The organism is Nocardia araoensis NBRC 100135 (assembly GCF_000308435.1).
In the GTDB taxonomy this organism is placed as follows: Bacteria; Actinomycetota; Actinomycetes; order Mycobacteriales; family Mycobacteriaceae; genus Nocardia; species Nocardia araoensis.
The window spans coordinates 25,147-50,309 of the sequence record NZ_BAFR01000168.1 but is presented as its reverse complement, the minus strand read 5'-3'; the positions used below and the strand labels follow the sequence as shown (position 1 = coordinate 50,309).

At 69.1% G+C, this 25,163-nt stretch carries 22 protein-coding genes; 11 read left to right on the top strand and 11 right to left on the bottom strand.

Annotated elements, in window-relative coordinates:
* Nucleotides 1–23: 23 nt before the first annotated feature.
* A complete protein-coding gene (locus ON21_RS23520) occupies nucleotides 24–485 on the bottom strand; it encodes a hypothetical protein (protein ID WP_039800817.1) in 462 nt (153 codons plus the stop codon).
* 103 nt (nucleotides 486–588) lie between these two features.
* On the opposite strand from ON21_RS23520, the gene ON21_RS23515 reads away from it, so the two are divergent.
* Complete coding sequence (locus ON21_RS23515; protein WP_039800814.1) at nucleotides 589–1,977, top strand: cystathionine beta-synthase; 1,389 nt, start codon at nucleotides 589–591, stop codon at nucleotides 1,975–1,977.
* Nucleotides 1,978–2,064: 87 nt separating this feature from the next.
* Here ON21_RS23515 and ON21_RS23510 read toward each other — a convergent pair whose 3' ends face one another.
* From ON21_RS23510 to ON21_RS23500, 3 genes are all read right to left on the bottom strand, one after another.
* Nucleotides 2,065–2,544 (bottom strand): DUF4254 domain-containing protein, encoded by a 480-nt coding sequence (locus ON21_RS23510; protein ID WP_039800812.1) that lies wholly within the window; start codon nucleotides 2,542–2,544, stop codon nucleotides 2,065–2,067.
* A 274-nt stretch (nucleotides 2,545–2,818) separates the two neighbouring features.
* Nucleotides 2,819–4,435, bottom strand: a complete 1,617-nt coding sequence (locus tag ON21_RS23505) for an HD domain-containing phosphohydrolase (protein WP_039800888.1) — start codon at nucleotides 4,433–4,435, stop codon at nucleotides 2,819–2,821.
* Between the two features lie 277 nt (nucleotides 4,436–4,712).
* Nucleotides 4,713–5,888 carry an acyl-CoA dehydrogenase family protein gene (locus ON21_RS23500; RefSeq protein WP_039800808.1) on the bottom strand — a complete coding sequence of 392 codons (1,176 nt, stop codon included), beginning with the start codon at nucleotides 5,886–5,888 and terminating at the stop codon, nucleotides 4,713–4,715.
* Between the two features lie 228 nt (nucleotides 5,889–6,116).
* On the opposite strand from ON21_RS23500, the gene ON21_RS23495 reads away from it, so the two are divergent.
* Nucleotides 6,117–7,259: a cystathionine gamma-synthase gene (locus tag ON21_RS23495; protein ID WP_039800806.1), complete on the top strand. Its 1,143-nt coding sequence runs from the start codon at nucleotides 6,117–6,119 to the stop codon at nucleotides 7,257–7,259.
* 97 nt (nucleotides 7,260–7,356) lie between these two features.
* On the opposite strand, the gene greA is transcribed toward ON21_RS23495, so the two are convergent.
* Both greA and ON21_RS23485 read right to left on the bottom strand, forming a co-directional pair.
* On the bottom strand, nucleotides 7,357–7,851 hold the full coding sequence (gene greA, locus ON21_RS23490) for a transcription elongation factor GreA (protein WP_028477722.1): 495 nt from the start codon (nucleotides 7,849–7,851) through the stop codon (nucleotides 7,357–7,359).
* Nucleotides 7,852–8,148: 297 nt separating this feature from the next.
* Nucleotides 8,149–8,613, bottom strand: coding sequence for a DUF4307 domain-containing protein (locus tag ON21_RS23485; RefSeq protein ID WP_039800885.1), 465 nt, complete (start codon nucleotides 8,611–8,613; stop codon nucleotides 8,149–8,151).
* A 102-nt stretch (nucleotides 8,614–8,715) separates the two neighbouring features.
* Between ON21_RS23485 and mca the strand changes: the two genes are divergently transcribed.
* The 3 genes from mca to ON21_RS23470 all read left to right on the top strand — a co-directional run bounded on the left by mca (nucleotide 8,716) and on the right by ON21_RS23470 (nucleotide 11,342).
* Complete coding sequence (gene mca / locus ON21_RS23480; RefSeq protein ID WP_245562698.1) at nucleotides 8,716–9,600, top strand: mycothiol conjugate amidase Mca; 885 nt, start codon at nucleotides 8,716–8,718, stop codon at nucleotides 9,598–9,600.
* Nucleotides 9,597–9,875, top strand: coding sequence for a hypothetical protein (locus tag ON21_RS23475; protein WP_039800802.1), 279 nt, complete (start codon nucleotides 9,597–9,599; stop codon nucleotides 9,873–9,875). The genes mca and ON21_RS23475 overlap by 4 nt, the downstream gene beginning before the upstream one ends.
* A 156-nt stretch (nucleotides 9,876–10,031) precedes the next feature.
* Nucleotides 10,032–11,342: an FAD-binding oxidoreductase gene (locus ON21_RS23470; protein ID WP_039800801.1), complete on the top strand. Its 1,311-nt coding sequence runs from the start codon at nucleotides 10,032–10,034 to the stop codon at nucleotides 11,340–11,342.
* 140 nt (nucleotides 11,343–11,482) lie between these two features.
* Here ON21_RS23470 and ON21_RS23465 read toward each other — a convergent pair whose 3' ends face one another.
* Complete coding sequence (locus ON21_RS23465) at nucleotides 11,483–13,087, bottom strand: TROVE domain-containing protein (RefSeq protein WP_039800799.1); 1,605 nt, start codon at nucleotides 13,085–13,087, stop codon at nucleotides 11,483–11,485.
* A 908-nt stretch (nucleotides 13,088–13,995) separates the two neighbouring features.
* On the opposite strand from ON21_RS23465, the gene ON21_RS23455 reads away from it, so the two are divergent.
* From ON21_RS23455 to ON21_RS23445, 3 genes are all read left to right on the top strand, one after another.
* Entirely contained in the window at nucleotides 13,996–14,571 is a 576-nt protein-coding gene (locus tag ON21_RS23455) for a TIGR03086 family metal-binding protein (RefSeq protein WP_039800798.1), read from the top strand.
* A gap of 600 nt (nucleotides 14,572–15,171) precedes the next feature.
* Nucleotides 15,172–15,531: an ester cyclase gene (locus ON21_RS23450; protein WP_039800795.1), complete on the top strand. Its 360-nt coding sequence runs from the start codon at nucleotides 15,172–15,174 to the stop codon at nucleotides 15,529–15,531.
* Nucleotides 15,532–15,572: 41 nt separating this feature from the next.
* Nucleotides 15,573–16,319: a hypothetical protein gene (locus tag ON21_RS23445; RefSeq protein ID WP_157170934.1), complete on the top strand. Its 747-nt coding sequence runs from the start codon at nucleotides 15,573–15,575 to the stop codon at nucleotides 16,317–16,319.
* Between the two features lie 96 nt (nucleotides 16,320–16,415).
* Here ON21_RS23445 and ON21_RS23440 read toward each other — a convergent pair whose 3' ends face one another.
* Nucleotides 16,416–16,871, bottom strand: a complete 456-nt coding sequence (locus tag ON21_RS23440) for a hypothetical protein (protein WP_157170933.1) — start codon at nucleotides 16,869–16,871, stop codon at nucleotides 16,416–16,418.
* A gap of 1,132 nt (nucleotides 16,872–18,003) precedes the next feature.
* On the opposite strand from ON21_RS23440, the gene ON21_RS23435 reads away from it, so the two are divergent.
* Complete coding sequence (locus tag ON21_RS23435) at nucleotides 18,004–20,055, top strand: thioredoxin domain-containing protein (protein WP_039800789.1); 2,052 nt, start codon at nucleotides 18,004–18,006, stop codon at nucleotides 20,053–20,055.
* 17 nt (nucleotides 20,056–20,072) lie between these two features.
* Here ON21_RS23435 and ON21_RS23430 read toward each other — a convergent pair whose 3' ends face one another.
* Together ON21_RS23430 and trhA are read right to left on the bottom strand one after the other, a co-directional pair.
* Nucleotides 20,073–21,710: an adenylate/guanylate cyclase domain-containing protein gene (locus ON21_RS23430; protein ID WP_051021259.1), complete on the bottom strand. Its 1,638-nt coding sequence runs from the start codon at nucleotides 21,708–21,710 to the stop codon at nucleotides 20,073–20,075.
* Between the two features lie 112 nt (nucleotides 21,711–21,822).
* Complete coding sequence (gene trhA / locus ON21_RS23425; RefSeq protein WP_039800878.1) at nucleotides 21,823–22,473, bottom strand: PAQR family membrane homeostasis protein TrhA; 651 nt, start codon at nucleotides 22,471–22,473, stop codon at nucleotides 21,823–21,825.
* Nucleotides 22,474–22,721: 248 nt separating this feature from the next.
* On the opposite strand from trhA, the gene ON21_RS23420 reads away from it, so the two are divergent.
* Together ON21_RS23420 and ON21_RS23415 are read left to right on the top strand one after the other, a co-directional pair.
* Entirely contained in the window at nucleotides 22,722–23,501 is a 780-nt protein-coding gene (locus tag ON21_RS23420) for an isoprenyl transferase (protein ID WP_039800787.1), read from the top strand.
* 61 nt (nucleotides 23,502–23,562) lie between these two features.
* Nucleotides 23,563–24,162 (top strand): hypothetical protein, encoded by a 600-nt coding sequence (locus tag ON21_RS23415; protein ID WP_051021258.1) that lies wholly within the window; start codon nucleotides 23,563–23,565, stop codon nucleotides 24,160–24,162.
* Between the two features lie 6 nt (nucleotides 24,163–24,168).
* On the opposite strand, the gene coaA is transcribed toward ON21_RS23415, so the two are convergent.
* Nucleotides 24,169–25,101, bottom strand: coding sequence for a type I pantothenate kinase (gene coaA, locus ON21_RS23410; protein ID WP_039800785.1), 933 nt, complete (start codon nucleotides 25,099–25,101; stop codon nucleotides 24,169–24,171).
* Nucleotides 25,102–25,163 lie beyond the last annotated feature (62 nt).

Below are 25,163 nucleotides of genomic sequence, written 5' to 3'. Positions count from 1 at the left end.
GCGCGCGTCCCGATCCGCAGGGATCAGCCCGGGACCACGAACGTGCCGCGAGCGGGGATGCTCGCCGCGTCGGTGGTGATGGTGACTTCCACGAGGCCGGGGCCGGTGTCCTGGAACAGCGCGTACTGGATGCTGCCGTAGATGCCGGTGACCACGATGTTGTCGTAGCTGCCCGTCGCGCCGGTGGTGACGTTGCGCCACGCCACGGTGGTGCGGACCTCGCACAGCGGCGCCAGCGGATAGATGCCAGGGCCGATGCCGCTCACGGGCAGCGCGCGCACGTTCAGGATGGCGCGCCCCGGCCATTCCGGGCCGGTGTCGGCCCAGGTGCGGATGCTGGTCCAGCACAGACCACCGCGCGCGAGCGTCGGCACCTGCGGGAATTCGACGGTCGCCGCCTCCGCCGGAGCGCCGGATCCGACCACTAGGGCCACCGCCGATCCGGCCAGAAGCATTGCGGCGCGGGCGATGTTCGGCTGCCTCATGGCAGCGATCCTAAGGCCGCGGGCGCGTGTTCGCCGGTAGTCCGTGGCCGCTGCGCACGGCGTGCGCGAACTCACAGTTAGTGCGTCTGCAACTATGGGGTCCATGCGCATCGCGGATCATGTCGTGGATCTCATCGGCAACACGCCGCTGGTCCGGTTGAACTCGGTCGTGGGACCGAACGCGGGGCTGGTCGCGGCCAAGATCGAATACCTGAACCCGGGCGGCAGCTCCAAGGACCGGATCGCGGTGAAGATGATCGACGCCGCCGAGCGGTCCGGGAAGCTGCGGCCCGGCGGCACCATCGTCGAGCCCACCTCCGGCAACACCGGCGTCGGCCTCGCCTTGGTCGCGCAGCAGCGCGGCTACAAGTGCGTGTTCGTCTGCCCGGACAAGGTCAGCGAGGACAAGCGCAACGTGCTGCGGGCCTACGGCGCCGACGTCGTGGTCTGCCCGACCGCCGTGCCGCCGGACCATCCGAACAGCTACTACAGCGTCTCCGACCGCCTGGTACGCGAGATCGACGGCGCGTGGAAGCCCGACCAGTACTCCAACCCGGGCGGCCCGGAAAGCCACTACGAGACCACCGGCCCGGAGATCTGGCGCGACACCGACGGCAAGGTCACCCACTTCGTGGCGGGTGTCGGCACGGGCGGCACCATCACCGGCACCGGCCGCTACCTCAAGGAGGTCTCCGGCGGGAAGGTGCGGATCATCGGCGCCGATCCGGAGGGTTCGGTGTACTCCGGCGGCACCGGGCGGCCGTACCTGGTGGAGGGCGTCGGCGAGGACTTCTGGCCGTCGGCCTACGACCCCGCCGTGCCGGACGAGATCATCGCGGTCTCCGACGCGGATTCCTTCGAGATGACGCGCAGGCTGGCCCGCGAGGAGGGCCTGCTGGTCGGCGGTTCGTGCGGCATGGCGGTCGTCGCGGCCGTCGAGGTGGCACGGCGCGATCCGGACGCGGTGGTCGTGGTGCTGCTGCCCGACGGCGGCCGCGGCTACCTGTCGAAGATCTTCAACGACGAGTGGATGAGCTCTTACGGCTTCCTGCGCGAACGGCTGGACGGCACCGTCGAGCCGCTGGTCGGCGACGTGCTGCGCGGCAAGTCCGGCGAGCTGCCGGACCTGGTGCACACCCACCCGTCGGAGACGCTGCGCGACGCGATCGAGATCCTGCGCGAGTACGGCGTCTCCCAGATGCCCGTGGTCGGCGCCGAGCCGCCCGTCATGGCGGGCGAGGTCGCGGGCAGCGTGTCCGAGCGCGACCTGCTGTCGGCGGTCTTCGAGGGCCGGGCCAACCTGACCGATTCGGTGGCCCAGCACATGAGTCCGTCGTTCCCGCTGATCGGTTCGGGCGAGCCCATCTCCGCCGCGACGAAGGCGCTCTCGGACACCGACGCGCTGATGGTCGTCGAGGACGGCAAGCCCGTCGGCGTGATCACCCGCCACGACCTGCTCGGCTTCCTCAGCACGGGCAACATCGGGAAGTAGACGCGACCGCTCTCCAGCGGCGATCCAGCCGACTCGCCGTACCGCACGGATCGGTGCGGCGAGTTACGGCGACTTCCGGCCGGACGCCTAGGCCGGTCTCCTGACGCGTGCCGTTTCGCGCACGCCGCCGGTGATCAGGTCGGTCCATTCGTCGGCCAGCAGCGCCAGCCGGTACCAGGCGGCGTGCACCCGGGCGTCGGACACTTTCTCGGCGGTGTGCAGCAGGTGGCTGGCGTGGACGTGGGCGGCGGCCATCCGATCCACCGTGGCGCCGATGGATTCGCTGCGCAGATGGTCGGTCGCACGCTTGCGGGGCAGTTGGTCCACCGCCCACGCATCGATCCTGGCCACCAGTTCGGCACGGCGGCAATCTATCCCGGCGGCGGCCAGCGGATCGGCATGGCGCTGCCGGTGCAGCGCGGCCAGTGTCGCGGCCCAGCCGACCAGGGGATGGTCTTCGCCGGACTCGCTCGGGTGCCCGCCGAAGGCGGCGACCAGTTCACGCTGATCCGGCAGCGGCCGTGCGACGCCGTGTGCGCGCCGCGGCAGATGGTCACGCACGAACATGGCCGGCTCCCAGTGCGTTCGGAACTGACCGCCGTGCGCCGCGGTCGATCGACAAACTGTGCATCGTGCACCTCCGATGGTGTGGTGGTGGAGGCATCGCCCCAATGCCGGGTCCCTTTGAATGATGGGCGATTTCGCTGGCCTACCGGTGACACCCACGTGGCACTTGAATGACAAGACGTAACAATGCGCTAGCCGCCGCCCGCGCCTCCGTGTGAGGCGCGGCTTCGACCGTCCGGTACATCTTCGCGCAGCTCGTCAGGGTGTGCGGGAGTCAGCCGGGGAGGATCTGGTTGGCCATCGCGAAGACGGCCGCGCCCGCTCGGGTGCGGTGGCCGGTTCTGGCGCGGATTTCGGCCAGATGGTGGGTGACGGTGCGCTCGGACATCAGCAGTTCGGCGGCGATCTCGCGGCCGCAGCGGCCGCGTGCGCTCAGCCGGAGGATGTCGGTCTCGGTCTCGGACAGGCCGTGGGCGGCGGGGACGGTGTGCTCCGCGCCGGCCCGGACGACGGCGGCACAGGCGTCGCCGTCCAGGCGGCCCGCGGCGACCTCGGCTGCCAGCTGGGCGGCGGCCTCCTCGGGCCGGGCGGCGGGGCGATAGGGCCGCGCTTCGGTGCAGGCCGCGAAAACGTCTGCGGCCGCGAGTAATCGGGTGCCGGGTGCGAGGTCGCGCTTGCCCCGGGGATAGCCGCTGCCGTCGAGTCGTTCCCGGTGGCCCGCGGCGAGATCGGCCAGCGGCGCAAGCCCGGGGCAGCGGCGCAAGATGCGGTCGGTCCAATAGCCCTGTCGCCGAACCCGTTTCCAGTCCCACGGTCCCAACGGACCGCGGCGATCCCAGACCGCGCTGGACACCGCGACCCGGCCGAGATCGTGCAGCAGCGCGGCGGCGCGCAACGCCGCCCTTTCGTCGGCGGGCACGCCCATCCGCACTGCCGCGGCATCGGCCAGTCCGGCCACATGCGCCGAATGCCCCAGCAGGTAACGGCCTTTCAAGTCGACGACCATGGCCAGCGCCGAGCCGGGGCGGTCGAGTTCGGCGGCCGGCAGCGTAGCCGGCGTCCCTGGCTCCGCTGTGAGGACGGCGGCCAGCAGGTCGGGAACGTCGAGCACCGCTCGGAGGGCATCGGCGTCGCAGACGGCGACCAGCTCGGGGTCGAGGTGCCCGCGGGCTCGGCGCCGCAACTCGTCGACAACGACGCCTTGCCGTCTCGCCACGGTGCGCAGAGCGGAGCGTGGCGTGCGGTGCGAGGCGGTCGCGGACACCGGATCCGCGTCGCCGTGGCCAGGGACGGTCGCCAGATCCTCGCCTACCGCGTCGAGCGCGAGCACCGCCTGTTCGGCCACGTGCACGATGCGGCCCACGAGCGAAATGGATTCCCCCCGCAACCCGTTCGGCGCGCCCAGTCCGTCCCAGCGTTCCTCCACCTCGGTCAGCGCGCGAACGGCCGCTTCCGGCAGTCCCAGCTGCGAGCCGAGCGCCTGGACGACCTCGTTCGACGAGCGCAGCGCCCGCGGCGCGCCGGCCCGCAGCCGAGCGACGAACCGATTGCGCAGCGCCGATTGGGCGGCGGGCGCCCAACCGCCGAATCGGCGCAACTGCTCGGTGAAGACGGCGGAGTCGCCCGGATCGAGCACGTGGCACGCGCGCTGGAAGGCGATGTCGTCGGCATACGACTCCGCGTTCTCCGAGGCGCGGCCGGTACCTCCGAGGTCGCCGAGCAGTGCGGCATGGAAGACCGCACGGCGATCGGCTTCCGGCAGCCCGATCCGCTCGGCCAGGTCGGTGGCGACCAGGCAGGTGGCCAGCCCTTTCTCGAACGGCATCCCGGTGGCGAGATCGGTGGTCAGCGACAGTGCCGCGTAGAGCTCGGCGGCGCGGATCGACGACATGCACCGACAGTAGTGTCCGTGCGCGGCTCGCGCAGACCCGAATCCGTTCGCGGAGACCGTGATCCACATTGCCTACCGGTCGGCGTCCGCTGGGTTACACCGACGGTTTCCGGCGCTGAGAGGGCGGACTCGAGGTATTGCCGTCGGCGCGCGCCACTCGGCAATTCATCCGCACCTTTTCGCCGCGTTCCCAGCCCCTCGGGTTGGCGGCCGGGTGGGCCAGGCGGAGCCTCTGCCGGGAACGCGTTCACCGCGCGTCTGCGCGCCGAACGGTTCGTCAGCGGAAAGCGTTCGCGTCGGTCAACGCCCGGCCGAGTACGAGCTGGTGCACCTCCGCGGTGCCTTCGTAGGTGAGCACCGACTCCAGATTGTTCGCATGGCGCAGCACCGGGTAGTCGAGCGTGATGCCGTTGGCGCCCAATATGGTTCGGCACTCGCGAGCGATGGCGATGGCTTCGCGCGTGCTGTTCAGCTTGCCCGCGCTCACCTGCTCCGGAGTGACCGCGCCGCGATCCTTCAGCCGTCCGATGTGCAGGGCGAGCAGCTGGCCCTTGCCGAACTCCAGCGCCATGTCGGCCAGCTTGGCCTGGGTGAGCTGGTAGGCCGCCAGTGGCTTGTCGAAAACCGCACGGGTCCGTGCGTACTCGATGGTGGCCGCCAGGCACTCGCGCGCCGCGCCGAGCGCGCCGAAGACGATGCCGAAGCGCGCCTCGCTCAGGCAGGCCAGCGGCGCGGCCAGTCCCCTCGACCCCGGCAGCACCGCGTCGGCGGGCAGGCGAACCTCGTCCAGGTCCAGCTCCGCGGTGACCGACGCGCGCAGCGACAGTTTGCGGTGCATCTCCCGCGTCGTGAAGCCGGGCGTCCCGGCCGGGACCAGGAACCCGCGGATCACCTGCTTGCCTTCGTCCTCGGTCTGCGCCCACACCACCGCGACATCGCTCACCGAGCCGTTGGTGATCCACATCTTCGAGCCGCTCAGCACCCAGTCGGCGCCGTCGCGCTTCGCCCGGGTGCGCATGCCGCCCGGGTTCGAGCCGAAGTCGGGCTCGGTCAGTCCGAAACAGCCGAGCGCGCGGCCCGCGGCCAGCTCCGGCAGCCACTGCTGCTTCTGTTCCTCCGAACCGTATTTGTGGATGGCGGTCATCGCCAGCGAACCCTGGACCGAGACCATGCTGCGGATGCCGGAGTCCGCAGCCTCCAGCTCCTGGCAGGCCAGGCCGTAAGCGGTGGCCGACATGCCCGCGCAGCCGTACCCCTCCAGATGCATGCCGAGCAGTCCCAGGGCGCCCAGCTCCGGGGCGAGCTCGCGGGCCGGGAAGGTGCCCGCCTCGAACCAGTCCGCGACGTACGGGCGCAGTCGCTGAGTGGCGAAGGCGGCGACGGTGTCCCGGATCTCGCGCTCGTCGTCGGACAGCAGCGCGTCGGTGGCGAACAGTTCTTCCACAGTGACCATGGACTCAGCCTAAAGGGGCGGTGAAATAGTGAGACCCAACTCACGCCGGTTGCCTCGGCGCAAGATTTCCGAGCTGGTGGCGGCGTCGGTGGAATTCGATCGGATCGAGGGACGCGATCCCGCTATGCGACCGTCATCCGCCGGATTCGTCCGATTCGCCTGCGCGTCCGACGGCGATATGCACACACCGGGAAGTTGCCCGGGAATCGCCCCGATTAGGCTGACCCCATGAGCGAGCTGGGATTCTCCACACGGGCCGTGCACGCCGGGTATGAACCCGATCCGCAGACCGGCGCGGTGAATGTGCCCATCTACGCGAGTTCGACGTTCGCCCAGGACGGCGTCGGCGGGTTGCGCGGCGGTTTCGAATACGCCCGTACCGGCAACCCGACGCGGTCGGTGCTGGAGGCGAACCTCGCCGCGCTGGAATCAGGCCGCTACGGCCGGGCGTTCGCGTCCGGCATGGCCGCGACCGACTGTGCGCTGCGGGCCACGTTGCGTCCGGGCGATCACATCGTGATCCCCGACGACGCCTACGGCGGCACCTTCCGGCTGATCGACAAGGTCTTCAGCCAGTGGGGGATCGAGCACTCGCCTGCGCACGTGTTCAACGTGGACGAGATGCGCGCCGCGATCCGGCCGAACACCAAGCTGGTGTGGATCGAAACCCCGACCAATCCGCTGCTGAGCATCGGCGACATCCCCGCGCTGGCCGACGTCGCGCACGCGGCGGGCGCGAAACTGGTCGTCGACAACACCTTCGCGACGCCCTATCTGCAGCAGCCACTGCTGCTCGGCGCCGACATCGTGGTGCACTCGACCACGAAGTATCTCGGCGGCCACTCCGACGTCATCGGCGGCGCGCTGATCACGAACGACCCGGAACTCGACGCGGCGTTCGCGTTCCTGCAGAACGGTGCGGGCGCGGTGCCCGGCCCGTTCGACGCGTTCCTCACGCTGCGCGGCATCAAGACCCTCGCCCTGCGGATGGAACGCCACTGCGACAACGCCGAGACCATCGCGGAGTTCCTGTCCGGCCACCCGTCGATCTCGCAGGTGATCTACCCCGGCCTGCCGGAGCACCCGGGCCATGCCGTCGCCGACAAGCAGATGCGGCGCTTCGGCGGGATGATCTCGGTGCGCCTGGGCGGCGACGTGGAAGCGGCGCGCAAGTTCTGCGCGCGGACCGAGGTGTTCACCCTCGCGGAGTCCCTGGGCGGTATCGAGTCGCTGATCGAGCATCCCGCCGCGATGACGCACGCCTCCACCGAAGGTTCCGACCTGGAGGTGCCCGCGGATCTGGTGCGGCTCTCGGTCGGCATCGAGGATGTCAGCGACCTGCTCGCGGACATCGAGCAGGCGTTGAGCTAGGTTCACGGACATGAGGAAGCGGCCGCACCCGATGATCGGGCGCGGCCGCTCGTGTCCGCGGGGGTATCGGCCTGCCGTGGTGGCGCGGCCGAGAGCATCAGCTGTGGTAGGGCTCGGCGCTGAGCAGGGTGACCTTCATCGTGTTCCCGTTGGGCAGGGTGTATTCCCTGGTCTCGCCCACCTTGGCGTCGATGAGCGCGCCGCCGAGCGGGGAGTTCGGCGAGTACGTCTCCAGCTTGGAATCGCGCAAGCCCTCCTCGCGGGTGGCGATCAAGAAGGTTTCGGTGTCCGTCTCGTCGCCGTCGTAGTAGACCTTGACGACCGACCCGGGAAGCGCGACGCCGGACTTGGTCGGTGCGACGCCGACCTTGGCGTTGTTCAGCAGCTCTTGCAGCTGGCGAATGCGCGCCTCCTGCTGACCCTGCTCCTCGCGGGCGGCGTGGTATCCGCCGTTCTCCTTGAGGTCGCCCTCTTCCCGGCGTTCGTTGATCTCGGCGGCGATGACCGGACGATTGGCGATGAGCGCGTCGAGTTCGCTCTTGAGCCTGTCGTGCGACTCCGGGGTCAGCCAGGTCACTTGCGTCTCAGTCATCTCGATCACTCCCTAGTAGTTGTTCCCGGCAGGCCGGGATTCCCTGAGCACCGGCGTGTACCCACCCGAAAGCGGGCACGCGCCAGTCGACGGCTAGAGCGATCCTGGGAAGTTCATCGAACCCCGACAGGCCCCGGTCACGGGCGAAATCGCATGCCCGAACCCTCAGCGCTGGCCGCCAATGCAGCAAACACGGCTCCGAGCTCCGGAACCGTGTATCACGCCATTTTAGCATGATTCACAAATGTGCAGGTCGGAGTTGATTTCGCGGGCAAATCGCCGGTATATGCGCGGAAATCAGCCAACTCGCAGATAGCTGGGTACCCGATCGCTGCACGCGTACACGCTGCCCGACACGGGACGTGCGGACGAGCGCACGACGGTGGTCAACTCCACCGTCCCGCTGCTCGACGGCTCGATGAGCACTTCCCTGCGGCCGAGTTCGGAGCCGTCGCGCGCCATCGCGCGGACGAAGCACACCACCGGCTGCTGCGGGTCGGCCCGGGTGACCTTGAGGTGGATGGTCATGATCGAGTCGTCGACGACGACGTAGCCGAGCTGCTCGGCCTCGATGTCCTCCGGCCCGTACTTCTGATAGCCCAGGTAGGCCACGCCGAGCCCGGCGAGCACGACCGCGACGCCCAGCAGCGGCACGATCCAGCGGCGCGGCTTGCGTGGCGCGGTGCCGTACCGGTCGGGCGGAGGGCCGCCGGGAGACGCCGCCTTCGCGTCACCGCCGCTCTCCGGCGCGGGCTGGCTCATGGTGGTCGCTCCCGGGGGGTACGTCGGAACAAAAGTGGGTCGAATGGAACTATAGGTAACGAAGCCCCGACACCCGCGACCGAGAGCGACGGAGAACGAGACGTGAGTGGCCTTCGCCTCATGGCGGTGCACGCCCACCCAGACGACGAATCCAGCAAGGGTGCCGCGACGACCGCCCGTTACGCCGACGAAGGACACGACGTCCTCGTCGTGACGCTGACCGGCGGAGAGCGCGGAAGCATCCTGAACCCGGCCATGGACACGCCCGGCGTCCTGGAGCGGATCCACGAGATCCGCCGCGAGGAGATGGCCGCCGCGGCCCGTGCGCTCGGCGTGCGCCAGCACTGGCTCGGTTTCGTCGACTCGGGGCTGCCCGAGGGCGATCCGCTGCCGCCGCTGCCCGAGGGCAGCTTCGCGCTGGTTCCGCTGGAGGAGGCCACCGAGGCCCTGGTGCGCGTGGTGCGCGAGTTCAAGCCGCATGTGATGACCACCTACGACGAGACCGGCGGCTACCCGCACCCCGACCACATCCGCTGCCACGAGGTTTCGATGGCGGCGTTCGAGGCGGCAGGCGACCCTGAGCGCTTCCCTGACGCGGGCGAGCCGTGGACGCCGCTCAAGCTGTACTACGACCACGGCTTCAGCATGAAGCGGATGGAGATCTTCGCCGCGGAGTACGAGCGCATCGGCGAGCCGTTCCCGCTGCAGGAGTGGCTGGACCGGATGCGCAAGTACGCCGCCGAGCGCGGTGACGTGTTCTCCCGGATCACCACCCAGATCGACTGCGCCAAGTACTTCCCGCAGCGCGACGACGCCTTGCGCGCGCACGCGACGCAGATCGATCCGAACGGCGCCTTCTTCGCCATTCCGATGGAGATGCAGCAGCGGTTGTGGCCGACCGAGGAGTTCGAGCTGGCCAAGACTCGCGTGCGCACCGAGCTGCCCGAGACCGACCTGTTCGCGGGCATCGAGGAAGAGCGGTCGTGACGCTGGTCCTGCTCGCCCAGACACCCGGGACGCCGACCGGCCCCGAGTTCGGCAAGGCGTCGCCGCTCGGCCTGGTCATCGTCCTGATCCTGCTCGCGGGCACCTTCCTGCTGATCCGGTCGATGAACCGGCACATCAAGGGGCTGCCCGCCACCTTCGAGCCCGAGCATCCCGAACCGGATCAGGAGGCCGACGAGGGCACCGAGCACGGCATCACCCGTCGTGCCGAGGAGCCCGAGGGCGCCGACCCTGAAGGCCGACCGGAGTCCGGCTGACCGGCGAAAACCTTCCCTGACCTGCTCGTTGTTACCTTTCCGCGCTCTCTGTCGTCAATGAGGTAGTCGCGGCGCGAACCACGGCCTTTCACCAGAGGCCGACACCGAGTTCGTCGCGCGCGTCTGCTTCCGAACGCTGAGAGTCAGGACAGAGCGATGACATTCGACGAACTGCGGGCCGCACTGCCCGGCCGCGTGCTGGTGGCCGGTGACGAGGGCTTCGAGACCGCGGCGCGGCCGTGGACGACGACCGTCGACCAACCGGTGGCCGCCGTGGTGCGGGCCGTGGACGCCGGTGACGTGGCGGCCGTGGTCCGGTACGCGGCCCGCGTGGGCGTGCCGGTTGTCACCCAGCCGACCGGCCACGGCGCGTCCGGCGGGGTGCCCGAGGCGATCCTGCTGCGCACCGGGCTTCTGGACGGCATCGAGATCGACCCCGAGCGCCGGGTGGCGCGCGTCGGCGCCGGAGTGCCGTGGGGCCGGGTGCAAGCGGCCGCGGCCAGGCACGGTTTGACCGGCCTCGCGGGCAGCAACCCGGTTGTCGGCGTGACCGGCTACACCCTCGGCGGCGGCATGAGCTGGTTCGGCCGCAAGCACGGCTGGGCCGCCGACGCGGTGCGCGCCTTCCAGATCGTGGACGCCGAAGGCGTCGCGAGGCGGGTCACGGCCGAGGACGATCCGGACCTGTTCTGGGCGCTGCGTGGCGGTGGTGGCGATTTCGCCGTCGTGACGGCGCTCGAGTTCGAGCTGTTCCCCGCGCCGGAGCTCTTCGGCGGCCGCATGTTGTGGCCGGAAACGCGCATCCGCGAGGTATTCGACGCCTTCCAGGAGATCACCGCCGGGGCTCCCGACGAACTGTCGGTGTGGTTCCAGCGTCTGCAGATCCCGGACGCGCCGCCGATGGTCGGCGTGGACGCGGTGTATCTGGGCGACCCGGATCGCGGCCGGGCGCTGCTGGCAGCGCTCGACGCCATCGGAGATCCCATCCTGGACAGGCGCGGCGTTTTCGGGGCCGCCGACATCGGCGCCGTCACCGCCGAGCCCACGGACCCGAGCCCGTCGCTGTCGCGGGCGGAGCAGCTCACCGATCTCGGCGATGCCGTGGTCAAGACCCTGATCGAGGAACCGGTCGCCCCGCTGGCCAATGTGCAGATCCGGCACCTCGGCGGCGCCCTGGCCGAAGCCCGGCCGGACGGGGGCGCACGCGGCCCGATCGCCGAGCCGTACCTGCTCTACTGCCTTGGTCTCGGGCTGCCGCACCTGCGCGATGCGGTCACGGCGCGACGCACCGCCATCGTGGACGCGGTGAGCGGGCAGATCAGCGGCCGCAAGCCGTATACCTTCCTCACGCCCGGCGAGTCCGCCGACGCCGTCTTCGATACCGGGACGCTGACCCGGTTGCGCGAGATCAAGCGGGCCCGCGACCCGCACGGCGTCATCCGGGCCAACTATCCGGTGCTCGGGTAGGCCACGAGGGGGAAAGGCCAGTCCGGCGTCGCGGCCCGCTTCCGGCAGCGCCTGCTCCGGAAGCCGCGTCGGTCAGGCCGCCGACGGTGCTCCGTAGACCTCGGGGCCGAGACCGGGAGTGGTCTCGGCCCCGCCGCCGTTCAGAACGGCCAGTCGGCGTCGCGGCCCGCTTCCAGCAGCGGGATCATCCGGAACGCCGCGTCGGTCAGGCCGCCGAAGGCGTGCCGGTGCGGGGTGCCGCTGGGGGCGTGCCCGTAGCGGTATCCGGCCAGATTCCAGGTGTAGAGCGGCACCCGGCCGGGCAGGGCCGACCCGACGTCGCCGTCGTGCGCCTGCTCGTCGGTCAGGATGACGACCCGGTCGTGACCCGCGTAGTGCTCACGCACCGCGCCCGCCGTGTCGGTTCCCCAGCCGATGAAGTAGCCCTCCTCGTGCCACCGCCGCACCGCCGCGAGCACCGGCTCGGCGCGTCGCTGCGGAAACACCAGGCTGGCGGGCCGAGCGCGGCCCTTCCAGGTGCCGCCGGGGCTGGAGTACGACACCACGTCCGCGTGTGCGCAGCGCCGGGCGAGCGCGAGGCCGAACAGCGCCGCGGCATCCCAGCGTGCCAGTGAGCCGTCCTTGGCGAACCCGGCCCGCATCGACCCCGAGGTGTCCACCAGCACCAGCGTCCGCCCGGGGAGCGCGGGCACGGCGGCCAGCGAGTGACCGAGCGCCTGCTCGAGCGCGTGACCCCAGCGCAGCGACGGCGCGGCCCGGTACGCCGACAGGAACCGCATCGGCAGCTGCCGCGAGCGAGCCACCTGGTTCGGGTCGGCGAGTTCGGCGGCCACGTCCGCGGCCACGGCGTCGCTCACCCCGGCCTGGTCGAAGTTGCGCAGATTGCGCAGCTTGGCCATGTAGCCCATGGTCGGGATCAGCGCCTCCCACACCTTCGCCTCCATCGGACCCTGCAACCAGCCTGCGACCGCCTCCCAGGTCATGCCCGCCGTACGCAGCGTCGCGCGGGCTCGCTCCGGGTCGTCGAACAGGGCGCGGCGCTGCTCCACCGGGCGCGTCATCAACTCCGCACGGGCCCGCAGCACGGCCAGCGTCGCGGGCAGTCCGGTCTCGCGGCCGTACCGCCGGTCCAGTGCGTGTGTGAACAGCGCCCCCTGCCACGGCTTGTCCGCCGCGGGGGCGGGATGGGTCAGCTGGAGCACGTCGGCGAACCGGAAGGCGCGCGCGGCGCTGTCCCACTTGAGCAGTGCGCGCTCGTCGTACAGGCGGCGTACGGCGTCGGCGATACCGCGCTTGACGGGCTTGGGCAGCGCTCGTCCGTGGGTCGCGGTCCAGTAGGCGAGCAATTCTCCCGGCTCGTCGGCGCGCTGTAGCACCGAGTCGATCACCTGCCTCGACATCCCGGCCGCGTCGGCGTCCAGTCGCGCTTTGGCGAACTCGGCGGCGCCGACGAGTGCGGCGCTGCGCATGTTCGCCTCGGCGCGCAGCCAGCGCAGGAAGCGAGCGGTCCACTCCGGGTCGGCGATCGTCGCCCGGTGCACCAGCGCGGCGTAGCGGTCGTCGCGCTGACCGGCGGACTCGTAGAACGTGTGCTCGCCGACCATGTTCGTGACGGCCAGCAGGAACAGCTCGCTCTGCGGAGTGCGGGCGTATCCCGGGCCGCCCTCGAAGGTGCGGCCGGTGGGGCGGGTCTCGGTGGTGACCGGTGAGGTCGCGCCAGGGCGCGCGAGGTTGAACTTGCTCATGGGGTTCCCCAGCTGTGCTTCGGGGACAGCCGCGGGTGCCCCGGCCCGAGGTCTGAACCTGTCGCGGCGCGCCAGTCGCCGCAGGCGTGTCAGACCTGCTCGTGGAAGTAGCCGTGCAGTCGCACCGGGCCGGTGCGCGCGATGCCCCCCGAGATGTCGTTCGTCCGCGGTGTTCCCGAAGGTCGTGGTCGAGAAGTAGCCGCGGACTTCGCACCGGGAGGTGCGATGTAGTTGTGGCGCACCCGGTGTTCTTTTCCGGGTGCACCGAAACTGTAGCGAGACGAATTGAACTGACGCATCTGATTTTTCGGGTGCGGAGTGTCCGAGAAAATTCGGTGACGGCATGCTCGCCGTATCGAGCGACCGAAATGGTTTCGGCAGGAGTTGAACCCGAAGTAGCCGTCGCCTGCGCACCGGACACGCGCCGTTCCTCCGCCCGAGCGAACCGGCCCGAGATCACGATCGGACCACGGACATGCCCTCTGTGCTGCCGTTACACCACCGCCGCGAGGGCGGTCCGGATTCGAACCGGAACTCGTGGGTCCGGAAGTAACCGTGGTCGGCGCACCGGGCCGATTCGCGCGTGCGCGATTCGTCTGTAGCGCGCCCGAGATGGAAATCGGCGACGGAACGTACCGCTCTACCGTTGAGCTACCGGACCATGGGGTCCGGGCGGGACTCGAACCCGCAACCTGTCCATTAGAAGTGGAAGTATCCGTTGCCTGCGCACCGGGCGCACCACCGAGGCTAGCGGGGCGGTCCCGGCCCGCGCATCCGATTTTTCGGTCGCGGTCTCGAGAAGCACACTGTGAGCAACTATTTCCGCGCAAGGTGGAGTTCGCATTGCCGCGCGCTTGTCGGTGTCCTGTGTTACCAATTCAGCCAAACCGCTCGACCGAAGGAAGCTCATGGACAACGTGATCGGACAGATCGACCGCGCACTGGACGCGACCGGAGCGATCGTCGCCGCCGTGGGAGGAGCGGGTCTGACAGCGCCGACGCCGTGCCGGGACTGGGATGTCCGCGCCGTGCTCAACCACACGGTGGGCGGTATGCACATCTTCGCCGCGGCGCTGAGCGGCACGGACGCCGGCGCCGAACACGAATCCGACTGGCTCGGCGGCGATCCGCAAGGTGCGTACGCCGCGGCGGCCGAGGTGGGCCGCGCCGCCTGGCACCGGCCCGACGCGCTCGACGGCACGGTGGGCATCTCACTCGGGGAACTGCCCGGCCCCGCGGCCGCGCTGGTGCATCTCACCGAGATCCTGGTGCACGGCATCGATATCGCGGTGGCGATTGATCGCCCGGATCTGGCCGACGACGAGTTGTGCGGCGAACTGCTCGCCACCATGCAGACCAAGGGCGGCATCGATTCCTTCCGCGCGCCCGGCATATTCGGTCCCGAGGTGCTCGTCGCCGACGACGAACCGGCACACCGCAGACTGTTGGCGTATGTCGGACGCGAGGTACTGGCCCGCACGTAGTGTGCCGAGTTCCGGCGGGTACGCGGATACCTCTGTCGCCGATGAAATTCGACGAGCCACTCCGGTATGCATTCCTACGGGAAGCGCGGATACCTCGCCGCTTTCCGCGCAAAGGTTGGACACCCGAGTTATGGTCGGCGACGGGAGTACCGGCTCGAGCGAATCGAGCCCTGCGGGTCCGAAAACCCTGCCGTGGACTGCTCTGCCAATTGAGCTACCGGATCGAAACGATCCGGACGGGACTCGAACCCGCAACCAATCCCGTGAATCGGAAGTATCCGTTGCCTGCGCACCGGGCGCGGATAAGACTGTAATCGGTCCGCTCCCATCGGCGCAGCTCGATTTCGCCGCAGCGTATTCCGCCGAGGATGATCTGGGCTGTGTGCGCCGAGGGTCCCGCGGTTGTCTCGGCCCCGGCATGGCGATTGCGGTGAATGCGCCGGCGACGGCAGTGCCGGAGGGTGTTCGGCGGAGGGATCGGGCACACCGCACGCATAACCGGCGCACAGCACCGTATAGTGCTCCGGTAAACGGGGCGACACACCGCTTGTGTTCGGCGCTCGCCCTACCTCGATCGGTTGCTTGTGGGAGATTCCGCCGATGGCCACACCCGACGACATCCGCGCCCTGATACTGCGCATGCAGGAGTGCTTCAACACCCGGCAGTTCGACCGCTTCGACGACCTGGCGGCCCCGAACTTCTACAGCCACGCGCTCCACGCGACCGGGGTCGAGGCGGGTAAGGCTGCCTGGCGCGAACTCGTGGACCGATTCCCCGGCATGCGCGTCGTCGCCGAGGACATCCTGGTCGACGGCGACAAGGTCGCTGTTCGCTCGTCCATCGAGGGAACCGGCGGGCCGGACGACTCGCGGCCGATGCTGCTCGAGATCTTCCGTGTCGCCGACGACCGCCTCGCGGAGATGTGGGGGATCACCGAAGGACCCCGCGTCGGCCGGTAGTCGCTCCGGCCGAATCCTCCTGTGGCGATAGCATCGTCGGCATGACGAACGTGGGGGCGGCGGTCTCGCCTGGGGATGTTATGGAAACGACGATGCTCGGGCCGATGATCGGCGGGCATATGCCGCTGTGGCGGGACGGCGAAGGGGTGTCGTACTGGCGAGTGCACCAGCCGGAGATCGTGCGCGGGTGTGCCGGTATCGGTCGGTTGGCGCGAATGCCGATAGGGGAGACGCGTTTCCGGGAAGCCGGTTTGTTGCACCTCCATCCGACCGGCAGGTTCGGCACCTTGTTCTTGGCGGCCCGCTTCCGCGATCCGCAAGGGGGTGTACCGGGTGACGCGGTCGAACTGACCCGGGTGGAAGAATCCACCGCGCAAGCTGCGGTGAGCGAGGACGCGCGAAGCGCCTTCGCCCGCTGGTTCGGGGAGATGGCGCTCGCGGCGGCCGAGCGCGGTGAAGTCATGGTGCTGGAGACGGGCGGGTGGCAGGTGCCTTTCGCGCCGTACGCACTCACGACGGTGACGCGCGCGCCCGACGGGACATGGGTGTCGTTGCTGGAGACCAGTCCGGTCCCGTTCGGCGTACCGGTCTGGAACGAGCAGCCGCAGCACGGAGAGAACCAGACGCTGGCCGCGCCGGCCAGGCGCGACACCATCACGGTTTCCGGCGTTCTGGCCGACCTCGCGGTCCGCTCGTGGAACCGGCACCTGTTCGATCTGGCCCTCACGTTCGGTCCCGGTCCGTCGGGGCCCTGGCGTGCCGAGCCGAGCACGCCGGGTCCCTACTGAGACTCAGCCATCCAGCTACGGCACGCCGAAATCCTGCCCGGCGGCTTTCGTGCGCGGCGCGGTAGAGCGTTCTCCTCGCCCTGGGGTAGAGCATATTTACGCAGTTAGATCGCTAATCCGTGAGATACGGCGGCCGATTTCGCGCGACCACCGACACATCCAGAGGGCCGCAACTTGCTCGGCGCTCTGCCTCGCTGCACGGTCGCAGTCGGAGAGCAACTCCAGAACCGTGAACATGTCGGTGCCGCTGGTTACCTTCGCACTATGAGTTGGTACGGCGCAGGGCGCTTCCTCAGACCAGGTGACAGTGCGCCGGGCGAATCTGTTGCCGAAAGCAGTATCTTCGCGATCCTCAATTTCGTGTTCGGAACGGGAGTTCGCAACCACAGAGTCGGGGGCCGCTACGAGCTCCGAGCTGACATGCTTTTTGAGATCGGTGAACGAGCGGGGCATCTTCTCGTCATAGAATATGACGGTGCGTACTGGCATCGTGACCGCGAAGAGACGGACCTGAAGAAGATCTGCGAAACCCGCAGTCTCAGTGGCCATCATGATGTTATGCGACTTCGCCAGGAACCTCTGCGGCGTCTGCACCCGGCAGACGTCAGCTTTCCGCGACGAGCCGACGCCATGACCTGCGCGCGCCTTGCGCTACTCCATATCGCGCATAGATCCAGGCCCTTTCTCCCTGGCGAAGACACGTTGCGCAAGATCTACTCGTTTCTCGCATTCGGAGCAATTCCGCTCTCGGATGCTGTGATCAGCTGCGACGCCTGCTGCGAGTTGAATTATGTTCTGCAACAACATGGTCCAGATGATCTCGGGCATCGAGATCACCGCCCGAGGGTTCCGCGCCGAGGTCACCGCCCGAGAATTTCGGGCCACCGTTACTTCCTGGATTCGGCTGTAGAGCTCAGTCGGCTCGGCGAAGGCCACGAGAGTGCTTGGCGGCCAGGGGATCGTGAATGGGAGCGGGAAGAGGGCAATGCGTATCTGGAAAGGGGTTTCAGGGAGAGGCTGCAACAGTTGCGCGGGGCCGAGCGTCCCCCGGCCCCGTCGACCCAAGTCGGATCTACCATTCCACTGCTTACGAAACGTGCATCCGGATGGGTCGAAGGAAGCTGATGAACTCGATATTGAATTCCAGACCTACGTTCCTGGAGTGTTCTGCAAGGTCTCGAAGACGTTGTTGCCATTGATGTCCTTTTTCGATGCTCGGCTGGACTCGCCGTCCGACTCACTCGTAGCCGAACTGGCCGGGGATGCGTACCTCCACCCTGCCGACCGCCCACTCTCCAAGGGTGACAGCGGATTTCGCCGTCGGCCGGTAACTACCCGTCCCGGGCGAAGATCACGGCCGCGTGTGGTGTTGCCCGCGTCGCCCTCCTACCCGGAGAATCCAGCCGAGCCACGTTCGATCGAGCCGACGTCCGCGCTCGTTCAGCGCGTTGACCTTCCTATTGCTGTGGTCGAGCTCGACCTCGGACGCCCCGGCCCGACGACCGGTTCCATCGAAAGCCGGATTCCATCACCGGCCCTCCGGCGGCGCAACCGCAGGGGGAGCGTCCGCACGTTCGTGTGCGGGGCCGTTGGCTCGATCCGGCCGCGAGGCGGTCGCGGAGAAAGGCCCGGGCGTTCGATGGGGTTACCCGCACGGGTCGGGGAAGGGTCGTACGGTGGAGCCATGAACCGGCTCGGAGAGGCGACGTCCCCGTACCTGCGTCAGCATGCGGACAACCCGGTGCACTGGCGGGAGTGGGATGCCGAAGCATTGGCCGAAGCGCGGGAGCGGGACGTGCCCGTCCTGCTGTCGGTCGGGTACGCGTCCTGTCACTGGTGCCATGTGATGGCGCACGAGTCGTTCGAGGACCAAGCCACCGCGGACCAGATGAACGCGGACTTCGTCTGCGTGAAGGTCGACCGGGAGGAGCGGCCGGACCTGGACGCGGTCTACATGAACGCCACGGTGGCGATGACGGGGCAGGGCGGCTGGCCGATGACCTGCTTCCTGACCCCGGACGGTGAACCGTTCTACTGCGGCACCTACTACCCGAAGCTACCGCGCGGCGGCATGCCGTCGTTCACCCAGCTGCTGACCGCGGTCACGGAAACCTGGCAGAACCGCCGGGACGAAGTGAACCAGGCCTCCGCACAGGTCGCGGCGGCGCTGCGCGACCAGGCGGCGGGACTGCCCGACGCGGACCTGACGATCACCCCCGAGCTGCTCGCCCATGCCGTCGCCGCCGTACTGCGCGACGAGGACGCCGAGCACGGCGGTTTCGGCGGCGCTCCCAAGTTTCCGCCGTCGGCGCTGCTGGAGGGCCTGCTGCGGCACTGGGAGCGGACCGGCGACTCCGCGGTGTTCGACGTGGTGGCCCGCACCGCCGAGGCCATGGCGCGCGGCGGCATCTACGACCAGCTGCGCGGCGGGTTCGCGCGGTACTCGGTGGACGCCGCCTGGGTGATTCCCCATTTCGAGAAGATGCTCTACGACAACGCGCAGCTGCTGCGCGCCTACGCGCATCTGGCCCGGCGCAGCGAGTCGGAGTTTCCGGAATCGTTGCCGAGCCGGGTCACCCGGGAGACGGTGCGGTTCCTGCTCGACGACCTCGGAACCCCGCAGGGCGGTTTCGCCTCGGCGCTGGACGCCGACACCCACTTGGAACCCGGCAAGCCCGGCGTCGAGGGCGCGACGTACGTGTGGACGCCCGCCGAGCTGGCCGGGGTGCTCGGTGCGATCGACGGGGCGTGGGCGGCCGAATTCTTCGGCGTCACCACGGCGGGGAACTTCGAACAGTGCACCTCGGTACTGACCAGGTACGCCGAGCCGGCCACGGCCGAGGACACAGCGCGGCTGGAACACATCCGCGCCGCGTTGATCGCCGCCCGCGACCGCCGCCCACAGCCGGACCGGGACGACAAAGTGGTCACCGCGTGGAACGGCATGGCGATCACCGCGCTCGCGGAGGCCGCGGGCGCGCTGGACGAGCCGGAGTGGACCGCCGCCGCCGTGCGGTGCGCGCAGTTCCTGTTGGCCGAGCACGTGGTGGATGGGCGGTTGCGGCGCGCCTCGCTCGGCGGCGTCGTCGGCGCCGCGCCCGGCGTCCTGGAGGACCACGCCTGGCTGGTCACCGGCCTGCTCGCAGTGCATCAGGCCACCGGAGAAATCCGCTGGCTGGACGAGGCCCAACGCTTGCTGGACATCGCGATCGAGCATTTCGCCGACCCGGACCAACCCGGCAGCTGGTTCGACACCGCCGACGACGCCGAAACTCTGGTCGCCCGCCCGCGTGACCCGATCGACGGCGCCACGCCCGCTGGCGCCTCCGCATTGGCCGAAGCGCTGCTCACCGCGGCGGCCACGAGCGATCCCGAGCGGGCCGTCCGTTACCGGGAACTCGCCGACCGCACCCTGGAGCGTGGCGCGATCGTGCTGGCGCGCGCGCCGCGATCGGCGGGCCAGTGGCTCACCGTCGCCGAGGCGGCCCTGCGCGGCCCGCTGCAAGTCGCCATCGCCACCGAACCGGCGGCCCACCCGACCGAGTTGCTCGCCACGGCCCGTTCGGCCGCCCCGGGCGGCTCTGTCGTCCTCGCCGCTGCCCCGGATGCCGTACCGCTGCTGGCCGATCGGCCCTTGGTCCGCAACGCCGCCGCCGCGTACGTCTGCCGCGGCTCCGTGTGCGACCTCCCGGTCTCCACCCCCGACCAGCTCCGTACGGCGCTCCTGCGCAACTAGGGGGTGCCCGCTCGGGTCTAGCGGCGAGGCGGAGCGTCCAGTTCGGCGTCCGGGCGCTCGGCATCGTCGGACGGCGCTGCGGCCGTGTGGATTTCGATGACCGGGTTGGTGTCGGCGGGCAGGTCGTCGCGGTCGAGCTGATCGGTGCGGGTCTCGATGCGGTCGGGTCGGTCGCCGGAGGTGTCGATGTCGGTCCAGCAGAACGTCGGGTCTTTCATGCCGCGTAGCACGATCGTGTCGTAGAACGTCCACTTGGCGCGTTCGTGTTCGGTACCGGCCTCGATCAGCGCTTGGCTCACCAGGATGCGCCGTGGCACCTCCTTGGCCGCCGTGGTGAGGCGGGCGGCCTCGTTGACGGCGTCGCCGATCACCGTGAATTCCAGCCGGGTGTCGGAGCCGACGTCGCCGGCGAAGACCGGTCCGCGCGCGACGCCGATACCGATGTCGAGCTCCCCGGTGGCGAGCACTTCGTCCCGGATGCGGCGCGCCGCCCGCAACGCCGGGGTCGCGTTGTCGCCGAGGGCGATCGGCGCTCCGAAGACGCACAGCGCCGCATCGCCCTCGAACTTGTTGACCAGGCCGTTGTTCTCCTCGGTCGCCGCGACCACGATCGCGAGCAACCGGTTGAGCTTGTCCACGAACTCCTGCGGCGGCAGCCCGGTGGACAATTCCACCGACCCGGTCACGTCGACGAACAGCGCCGACACCTCGCGCACGTCGCCGGTGAGATCCGCCCCGCGCGCCAGCGCGCGTTCGGCCACCTCGGCCCCGACGTGCCTGCCGAACACCTCCCGCATCCGCTCCCGCTCGCGCAGATTCGCCGCCAGCTCGTTGACCGAGTGCTCCAACCGGCCGATCTCGCTGGTGCTGCCGATCGGAACCCGCGCGCCCAGATCGCCCTGCGCGATGCGGTCCAGCGCGCGACGCAGGGTGCGCATCGGCGCGGCGACCGCGCGGGCGAGCAGCGCCGTGGCCAGCGCGCCCACCCCGATGCCGACCCCGGACAGGTAGATGGCGGTGCGGACCCGGTCGGGCGCGGCCGCCGCCGGGTCGGCCAGCACGACGATCAGCATGAGCAGCGGAAGCGCCGCCGCCACCGCCCAAGTCAGCACGACCCGTACCAGCACCGAAGAACTCCAGTGCATGGTCCAGCCGAGCACCCCGGCGACCACCGGAATCGTCGGCCGGATCAACCGGTCCACGATCAGGAAGGTGACCGCCGCCGACTCGAAAGCGCCGATCGTGAACAGCGACGCCGTCACGCCGGGATCGTTGTCCGGGCTCAGCCGCGCGAAGACCGCGGTCGCCACGATCACGCCGGGTATCCACAGCGCTATCGCGCGCATGCTGATCGCGGCGGGGAGGTGCAGTAAGCGCCGCGCCTCCACCTTCGTCGGTTTGCGACCGGCGTCGAGCCAGCCGAAGTACACCTTGCGGTCGCGCACCGCCAGCACGATGCCCGCCAGGAAGCCCACCGCGGGGTAGATGCCGACGAAGGCCAGCGCCCGCAGCCAATCCGCGCCCAGCCTGCCGAGGAACCCGTTCAGCCACAGTTGGGTGACGATCACCGCGAGCCCGCTGAGATTCGCCGTGGTGACCAATACGGCCAGACCACCCCGCGCTTTGAGCGCCCAGAGGACGAATTTCGCGATCATCGAGGTCGCGATTCCGCTGACCGGCGTGTGATCCCGACGAAGAACACGAACGAGCTCTGTTCCATCGTCTGCGCCGCCCCTCTCGTTCGACCTCCCCGTCGACTCTATGCGCTCAGCGCAGGACGACGAGCCAGACCGCCGCGTAGTGGGTCAGCGCCGCCAGCACCGTGGCCGCGTGGAAGAACTCGTGATGCCCGAACACCCCCGGCCACGGGTTCGGCCACTTGGTGGCGTAGAGGATCGCGCCGCCGCTGTAGAACAGGCCGCCGATCAGCAGCAGAATCAGCGGTGCGATGCCGATCTGGTCGTTCAGTTGTCCGGCCACCGGCACGATCGCCCAGCCGAGCAGCAGATACAGCGGAACGCCGACCCAGCGGGGCGCGCCGGGCCACAGCAGTTTCAGCGCCACTCCGGCCAGCGCGCCCGCCCAGACCACGGCCAGCAGCGTCTGTCCGGTGCGCCCGGGCAGACCGAGCAGGGCGAACGGGGTGTAGCTGCCCGCGATGAACAGGAAGATCATCGAGTGATCCGCTCGCTTCATCCGGACGCGAGCGCGCGCGGTCGGCCAGGTCACCCGGTGATAGACCGCGCTGACGCCGAACAGTCCGCACACGGTGAGCCCGTAGACCAGCGTCGACCATCCGGCGGTCGCCGAGATCGTGGTGGCGGTGGCGATCAGCACGACGGCCGCGATCGCCGCGACGCCGACGGCCCAGGTGTGGATCCAGCCTCGCAGGCGCGGTTTGACCAGCGCATCGGCCAGCGCTTCACCTGACGAAGCGGGGACCGGTGTGACGGCGGTCGCATCGGCGGCGCCGACCGATTCGGACACGTGTACCTCCTAAGGGACGGCTGGAGCAGTCTGTCCGCGGCCCAAGACGGACCGAGTGCAGACGAGGTAGTTGAACCCGTCAGTAACCTACGCAACCGTAACTTGCGTGCTCCCGGCCACTGTACCGGCGTATCGCGGTCGATGCCGCGTTCGCGTCGCCGAGGCGTAGGGTTGCCCGCGTGGAACTTCCGAGTCAGGTGCGGGGTCTGCCGTATCGCATCTACGAGGCCCGGCTGTCCAGGCAGCTGGCCGGCAAACAGCATCCCCGGCACGTCGCGGTGATGTGTGACGGCAATCGCCGGTGGGCGCGGGAGAACGGTTTCACCGACGTCAGTCACGGCCATCGGGTCGGCGCGCTGAAGATCGCCGAGCTGGTCGGATGGTGCGAGGCCGAGGGCATCGAGATGGTGACCGTCTACCTGCTGTCCACCGAGAATCTCCAGCGCGATCCGGAGGAACTCGAGACGCTGTTCGAGGTCATCACCGACGTGGTCGAGGAGCTGTCGGCGCCGGAGCAGAACTGGAGCGTGCGCATCGTCGGCTCGCTCGACGGCTTTCCCGAGCTGATCGCCAAGCGGATGCGCACCGCGGCCGAGCGCACCGACGGCCGCAACGGAGTGCACGTCAATGTCGCGGTCGGCTACGGCGGCAGGCAGGAGATCACCGACGCGGTGCGCTCGCTGGTCCGCCAGGAGATCGCCGCGGGCGAAACCGGTGAGGACCTGGTGCAGTCGATCACCGTGAACGCGATCGGCCAGCATCTCTACACCTCCGGTCAGCCGGACCCGGACCTGGTCATTCGCACCTCCGGCGAGCAGCGCCTCTCCGGGTTCCTGCTGTGGCAGAGCGCATACTCGGAGATATGGTTCACCGAGGCGTACTGGCCGGAGTTCCGCCGGGTGGATTTCCTGCGGGCGCTGCGCGACTTCGCCGCGCGCCATCGCCGTTTCGGCGTCTGATTCGATCTTGGTTCGCTGAATTCCGCGCCGGTGTCGATCTTGTCGCGTACCGTGCGGTCTCATGAGCTCGTTCGACCACCGGCGCGCCGGAGCCGCGCGGGGCGAACCGGACGACTCGATCAGCTATGTGGAGTTCGGTAGGCGCTTCCTGGAGTACGCCGCCTCCGAAGCGCGCATCGCGGGGGCGTTCGCCGAGTTGACCGGCAGTGCTTTCGATTTCGGTCCGATCGGGGTCGGCCCCGGTCGGCTGGCCAAGGTCACCGCGCAGGTCCAGCTCGGATCGTCCCGGCTGCGCCGCCGCGACGGCGAGACCATCGCCTTCGAGCTGATCATCCCGCTCGACGTCGACCTGCTGCTGGACCTGGCGGTGGACCGGCACCGGTTCCACGTCGAGGGAACCGTCCATCTGTATCTGACGGTGCGCACGGCGGCGCCCCTGCGGGTGGTGATCGATATCGCCGACCCGCAGCCCGCTGACGTACGCGTCAGCGTCGCCGCCGCCACCAGGCGCGGACAACTGCTGCGCGTTCTCGCCAGCGTCGATCACGAGATCAGACGTTTCGTCGCCCGCTACATCCGCGCCGAGATCCGTAAGCCGCACATCGCCGCGGTCTGCGATATCGATGTCGCGCAGCGGCTCGACGAGGCGTGGAAATTGTGAGCGCGATCACAATTTCCGCAGCCGAAGCCGATTGATGCTGTGATCGGCGTCCTTACGCAGCACCAGGGTCGCGCGGGGACGGGTGGGCAGAATGTTCTCGACCAGATTCGGCCGGTTGGTGTTGTTCCAGATCTCCTGCGCGGCCGCGGTCGCCTGCTCGTCGGTGAATCCGGAGTAGTGGTGGAAATGCGCGTTCGGGTCGGCGAAAGCGGTCTTGCGCAAGGTGAGAAACCTTTGCACGTACCACTTCTCGATGTCCTCGATGCGCGCGTCGACGTAGATCGAGAAGTCGAACAGATCCGACACCATCAGGCGCGGACCGGTCTGCAGCACGTTCAACCCCTCCACGATCAGAATGTCCGGCTGGCGCACGCAGTGCAGCTTGCTCGGCACGATGTCATAGGAGATGTGCGAATACACCGGGGCGCAGACTTCGGCCGCACCGGATTTCACCTCGGTGACGAATCGCAACAGCTTGCGGCGGTCGTAGCTCTCCGGAAAACCCTTGCGATGCATGATGCCGCGCCGGGTGAGTTCCGCGGTGGGATAGAGGAATCCGTCGGTGGTGACCAGGTCGACCCGCGGGTGGTGGTCCCAGCGCGCCAGCAGTGCTTGCAGCACGCGCGCGGTGGTGGACTTGCCCACCGCGACGCTGCCCGCGACGCCGATCACGAACGGCACCTGCTGGTCGGGATGGGTTTCACCGAGGAATGTCGCGGTCGCGGCGAACAGCCGCTGACGCGCGGCCACCTGGAGGTGGATGAGACGAGCGAGCGGGAGATACACCTCCGCGACTTCTTCGAGATCGATCTGTTCCCCGAGACCACGCAGGCCGATCAGTTCTTCCTCGGTGAGCACCAGGGGAGTCGATTTACGCAGGGTCCGCCACTGTTTCCGGTCGAATTCCACGTAGGGACTCGGCTCGCTCATTCGTGCCATTTACCCGGCGCTCCGTTTCGGCAAACACGCACAGGTGCGTCGTGTATCCGGTGAGATCAGGT

Bases quoted from the DNA above. Each gene is read 5' to 3' on its own strand.
- ON21_RS23520 (WP_039800817.1), bottom strand. From the start codon at position 485: ATGAGGCAGCCGAACATCGCCCGCGCCGCAATGCTTCTGGCCGGATCG.
- ON21_RS23515 (WP_039800814.1), top strand. From the start codon at position 589: ATGCGCATCGCGGATCATGTCGTGGATCTCATCGGCAACACGCCGCTG.
- ON21_RS23510 (WP_039800812.1), bottom strand. From the start codon at position 2,544: ATGTTCGTGCGTGACCATCTGCCGCGGCGCGCACACGGCGTCGCACGG.
- ON21_RS23505 (WP_039800888.1), bottom strand. From the start codon at position 4,435: ATGTCGTCGATCCGCGCCGCCGAGCTCTACGCGGCACTGTCGCTGACC.
- ON21_RS23500 (WP_039800808.1), bottom strand. From the start codon at position 5,888: ATGGTCACTGTGGAAGAACTGTTCGCCACCGACGCGCTGCTGTCCGAC.
- ON21_RS23495 (WP_039800806.1), top strand. From the start codon at position 6,117: ATGAGCGAGCTGGGATTCTCCACACGGGCCGTGCACGCCGGGTATGAA.
- greA (WP_028477722.1), bottom strand. From the start codon at position 7,851: ATGACTGAGACGCAAGTGACCTGGCTGACCCCGGAGTCGCACGACAGG.
- ON21_RS23485 (WP_039800885.1), bottom strand. From the start codon at position 8,613: ATGAGCCAGCCCGCGCCGGAGAGCGGCGGTGACGCGAAGGCGGCGTCT.
- ON21_RS23470 (WP_039800801.1), top strand. From the start codon at position 10,032: ATGACATTCGACGAACTGCGGGCCGCACTGCCCGGCCGCGTGCTGGTG.
- ON21_RS23465 (WP_039800799.1), bottom strand. From the start codon at position 13,087: ATGAGCAAGTTCAACCTCGCGCGCCCTGGCGCGACCTCACCGGTCACC.
- ON21_RS23455 (WP_039800798.1), top strand. From the start codon at position 13,996: ATGGACAACGTGATCGGACAGATCGACCGCGCACTGGACGCGACCGGA.
- ON21_RS23450 (WP_039800795.1), top strand. From the start codon at position 15,172: ATGGCCACACCCGACGACATCCGCGCCCTGATACTGCGCATGCAGGAG.
- ON21_RS23445 (WP_157170934.1), top strand. From the start codon at position 15,573: ATGACGAACGTGGGGGCGGCGGTCTCGCCTGGGGATGTTATGGAAACG.
- ON21_RS23440 (WP_157170933.1), bottom strand. From the start codon at position 16,871: ATGATGGCCACTGAGACTGCGGGTTTCGCAGATCTTCTTCAGGTCCGT.
- ON21_RS23435 (WP_039800789.1), top strand. From the start codon at position 18,004: ATGAACCGGCTCGGAGAGGCGACGTCCCCGTACCTGCGTCAGCATGCG.
- ON21_RS23430 (WP_051021259.1), bottom strand. From the start codon at position 21,710: ATGATCGCGAAATTCGTCCTCTGGGCGCTCAAAGCGCGGGGTGGTCTG.
- ON21_RS23415 (WP_051021258.1), top strand. From the start codon at position 23,563: ATGAGCTCGTTCGACCACCGGCGCGCCGGAGCCGCGCGGGGCGAACCG.
- coaA (WP_039800785.1), bottom strand. From the start codon at position 25,101: ATGGCACGAATGAGCGAGCCGAGTCCCTACGTGGAATTCGACCGGAAA.